We start from the raw sequence: 4447 nt of genomic DNA on the forward strand, positions 1-4447 counted from the left end.
GCGTTCTTCGATGAGGAGTTGCCAGAGTTCCTCGGGTGAGGTGACGCCGCCGGGGAAGCGGCAGCCGATCCCGATCACCGCCACCGGCTCATGGGCGCGTTCCTCGGCCTCCCGCAGCTTCTCCTCCGCCGCGTACAGGTCGACCGTGACCTTCTTCAGATACTCCGCGAGCCGTTCTTCGTTCGTCATCGGTCCCCCTGGGTGACCTCTACGGTGTGCCGTGCGCTGTGAGTGGGGCGGGCTGTCGTGGCGCGCGCCGTCAGTGGTTCCTGCTGTCGATGAGCGCGAGGATCTCCTCCGTCGTCGCGCTGCGGATCGAGTCGCCGAGGTTGCCGCGCGGCTGCTGCGGATCGTTGAGGTTCGCCAGCAGATGCCGTAGCCGCGTGGTGATGCGCTCCCGGTCCGTCTCCTCGTGCCCGGTCGGTGGGTTGGCGGCCATCACTGCCTCCAGTCGGTCGAGCTCGGCCAGTACGGCGGCCGCTCCGGTGGGTTCGTCCGGCAGCAGCAGCTGCCGCAGGTGCTCGGCGAGCAGGGCGGCCGTGGGATGGCCGAAGACGACCGTGGTGGGAAGCTTCAGACCGGTCCGCGCGGCCAGCCGGTTGCGCAGCTCCACCGCGGTCAGCGAGTCGAACCCCAGTTCCTTGAAGGGGCGTTGGGGGTCGACGGGCTCGGCCCGGCCGAGCGCGGCCGCGGCGTACGAGCGGACCAGCTCGAGCACCTCACGCTCCCGTTCGGCGGGTGTCAGCTCCGCCAGCCGGGCCGCGAACCCCTCCTGCCCCGCCTGCCGCTCGCCGGCCGGCCGCCGGACGCGGGGCCGCACCAGCGCGCGGAACAGCGGTGGTACGTCTCCGGCGCCGGCCCGCTCGCGCAGCGCGGCCAGGTCCAGCTCGGCCGCGACCGGCTGGGTCCGCGTGCCCGCCAGGACGGCGTCGAACAGCGCCAGCGCCCGCTCGGTGGACAGCGGCGCCACCCCGGACCCCGCGAGCCGGCCCAGGTCGGCGTCGCTCAGGTGCCGGGTCATGCCGCTGCGCTCGGCCCACGGCCCCCACACCACCGAGGTGCCGGGCAGCCCCTGGGCCCTGCGGTGGGCGGCCAGGCCGTCCAGGAAGGCGTTCGCGGCCGCGTAGTTGGCCTGTCCGGGTGCGCCGACCGTGCCCACCACCGACGAGAACAGCACGAAGAACGACAGGTCGAGCCCGGCCGTGAGCCGGTGCAAGTGCCATGCCGCGTCCGCCTTCGGGCGCAGCACCGCCCGCACCTGCCCTGCGTCGAGGGCCTCCACGGTGGCGTCGTCGAGGACCCCCGCGGCGTGCACCACCCCGGTCAGCGGTGCCTCCGCCGGTACGGCGGCCAGCAGCGCGGCGAGCTGTTCCGGGTCGGCCGTGTCGCAGCGCGCCACGCTGACCCGCGTGCCCGACTCGGCCAGTTCCGCGACGAGTTCGGCCACACCCTCGGCGTCCGGGCCGCGCCGGCCGGCGAGCAGCAGATGCCGTACGCCGTGCCGGGTGGCGAGGCGGCGGGCGACGAGCCGGCCGAGGGTGCCGGTGCCGCCGGTGACGAGGACGGTGCCGTCCTTCGGCGCGGGGGCCGGGGCGGCCGGCCGGGTGTCCCTGCGCAGCCGTGGCACCAGCAGGCCCCCGCCGCGCAGGGCGAGCTGGGGTTCGTCCAGGCCGGCGGCCGCCAGCACCGCCCCGGGGTCGGCCTCCGCGTCGGCGTCGAGCAGCGCGAACCTGCCCGGGTGCTCGGACTGGGCGCTGCGTACCAGACCCCATACGGCCGCGCCGGGCAGGTCGTCGACCGGGTCCCCGGGGTCCGCCGCCACGGCGCCCCGGGTGACGAACACCAGCCGGGACTCGGTGCCGTGGGCCAGCCAGGACCGCAGCAGGCCGAGCACGTCGGCCACCCTGCGGTGCGTGGCCTCGGCCGGGTCGTCGGCGGGCGCGCCGGACGGGAGCTGCACGAGGACGACGTCGGGCCGGACCGCGACCAGCTCCCGTGGGTCGTCGGCGGTGACCACGGCGGCATCCGCGGCGAGGCCGAGCGGGTCCGGGCCGAGCACCGCGCAGGACCGGGGCCGCCCCTGCGGACGTGCCGCCGCCGGCTCCCAGCCGACCCGCAGCAGCCCGTCGCCGGCACCCGTCGTGCCGGTGAGCGCGGGGTCTCGGCTCACCCGCAGCGCGGCGACGCTCAGCACGGGCTCACCGGCCGGGCCGGTCATCGCCACCGCGTAGCCGTCCGGTCCGGCCGGGGCGATCCGCACCCGCAGGGTGCCCGCGGGCCGGGCGTCGAGCCGTACGCCGGACCAGGAAGCCGCCCGCACCGGGCCGGCCACGCACTCCAGCGCGCGTACGACCGCGTCCAGGAGCAGGGGCGGGAGCAGCCCGCCGTCAGGGGCGTCCGCGTCGTCCGGCTCCGCGGCGGCCGGTTCCAGTTCGGCGTACACCTCCTCGCCCGCGCGCCACAGCCCGCACAGGACCCGGTCCGCGCCGCTGTCGTCCGGCCCGTCGAGGCCGACGGGCCGCGCCCCGGCGGGCGGCCATGGGGCGTCGGCGCTCAGGCGGGCGCCGGGCGCGGGCGCGGTGTCCCGCAGTGTGCCGGAGGCCAGGCGGCGCCACGGGCCCTCCGCGGCCCGCCCGTGCACGGACACCTCCCGGCGCCCCTCGTCGTCCGTGGGCCCCACGGCCACCTGGAGCCCGAGCGCGTCCTGCCCGGCGGGAGCCTGCGGCAGGGCGTGCAGCGTGAGCTCCTCGACGCCGCCGCATCCCGCCTGGTCGGCCGCGTGGAGGACCAGTTCGGTGACGAGGCCGGCGGACAGCACGGCACCGTCCGGGGCAGGTTCGCCGAGGACCGGGGTCAGGGCCTGGGCGGTGAGCAGCCCGGTGAACAACATCCCGCGCCCGTCGGCGAGTTCGGTGCGCGCCCCGAGCAGCGGATGGCCGGCGTCGCTCAGCCCGGCGGAGGTGACGTCCGCCCGCGCGGACTCGGTCAGCCAGTGGCGTTCCCGCTGGAATCGGTAGGTGGGCAGGTCGGCCGGGATGCGCCGGACCGCGGTGGGCAGCAGCGCCTGCCAGTCGACGTCGGCGCCCTCGACGTGCGCCCGGCCGACCGACGTCAGGAAGCGGGTCCAGCCGCCGTCCTCCCGCCGCAGGGTGCCGACCGCGGCGGCGGCCCGCGTGCCCTCGGCCCCGATGGTGTCCTCGATGGCCGCCGCGAGCACGGGGTGCGGGCTGACCTCCACGAACAGCCGGTGCCCGGTCCGCAGCAGCGACCGTACCGTCGGCGCGAACCGCACCGTCTGCCGCAGGTTGCGGTACCAGTAGGCGGCGTCCAGGCCCGCGGTGTCCACCTCCTCACCCGTCACGCTGGAGTGGAAGGGCACCCGCGCGGTGCGCGGCGCGATGCCGTCCAGCAGCCGCAGCAACTCCGCCTCGATCACCTCCACCTGCCGCGAGTGCGAGGCGTAGTCCACCGGTATCCGGCGCACCTCGACGCCCCGCGCGGCCAGTTCGGCCGTCAGCGCGTCCAGGGCCGCGGGCTCGCCCGCCACCGTCGTCGCGGCCGGCCCGTTGACCGTGGCCACGCTCAACCTGCCGCCGTACGGGGCGATCCGCGCGGCGACGTCCTCCTCGGCGAGCGGCACCGACGCCATGCCGCCGCCGCCCGACAGCGCCGTCAGGGCGCGGCTGCGCAGTGCCACCACCCGGGCGGCGTCCTCCAGCGACAGCGCGCCCGCCACACACGCGGCGGCGATCTCGCCCTGCGAGTGACCGACCACGGCGTCGGGCTCCACGCCCGCCGAGCGCCACAGCGCGGCCAGCGACACCATCACCGCGAACAGCACCGGCTGCACCACGTCGACCCGGTCCAGCGACGGCGCGTCCGGCGCCTCGCCCACCACGTCCAGCAGCGACCAGTCCGTGTACGGGGCGAGCGCCTGCGCGCACTCCCGCATGCGCGCGGCGAACACCGGAGCCGTGTCGAGGAGTTCGCGTGCCATGCCGGCCCACTGGGAGCCCTGCCCGGGGAAGACGAACACGACCTTCGCCCCGCCCGAGGCCCGGCCGGTCACGGTCCGCCCGGCCGCCTCGCCGCCCTCCCCGCCCTCGGCGAGCGCGCGCAACTGCGCCTCGAAGTCCGCCCGTCGCGCGCCGACCAGCACCGCCCGGTGCGGGTGCAGGGCCCGGGTGGTCACCAGGGCGTGCGCCAGATCCGTACAGCTCAGGTCCGCGCGCTCGCCCACATGCTCCAGCAGCGCCCTCGCCTGGTCGCGCAGCGCGGCCTCACTCGCCGCCGACACCACCCAGGGCAGCGGCCGGCCGTCGTCCGGCGTGGGCCGGCGCAGGTCGGAGTCGTCCGGGGCTTGTTCGAGGATGAGGTGGGCGTTGGTGCCGCTGATGCCGAAGCTGCTGATGGCGGCGCGGCGGGGGTGGTGGGTGGTGGGCCAGGG

At 76.9% G+C, this 4447-nt stretch carries 2 protein-coding genes; both read right to left on the reverse strand.

Going from position 1 to position 4447, the window contains the following annotated elements:
* Positions 1–189 (reverse strand): beta-ketoacyl synthase N-terminal-like domain-containing protein (locus ACIGXJ_RS36945; protein ID WP_399655280.1); only part of this gene is annotated, 189 nt, incomplete at its 3' end.
* Between the two features lie 70 nt (positions 190–259).
* Positions 260–4447: SDR family NAD(P)-dependent oxidoreductase (locus tag ACIGXJ_RS36950; protein ID WP_399655283.1), on the reverse strand; the 4188-nt coding region annotated here is incomplete at its 5' end.

It is taken from the genome of Streptomyces sp. NPDC053367 (assembly GCF_044545925.1).
Lineage (GTDB): Bacteria > Actinomycetota > Actinomycetes > Streptomycetales > Streptomycetaceae > Streptomyces.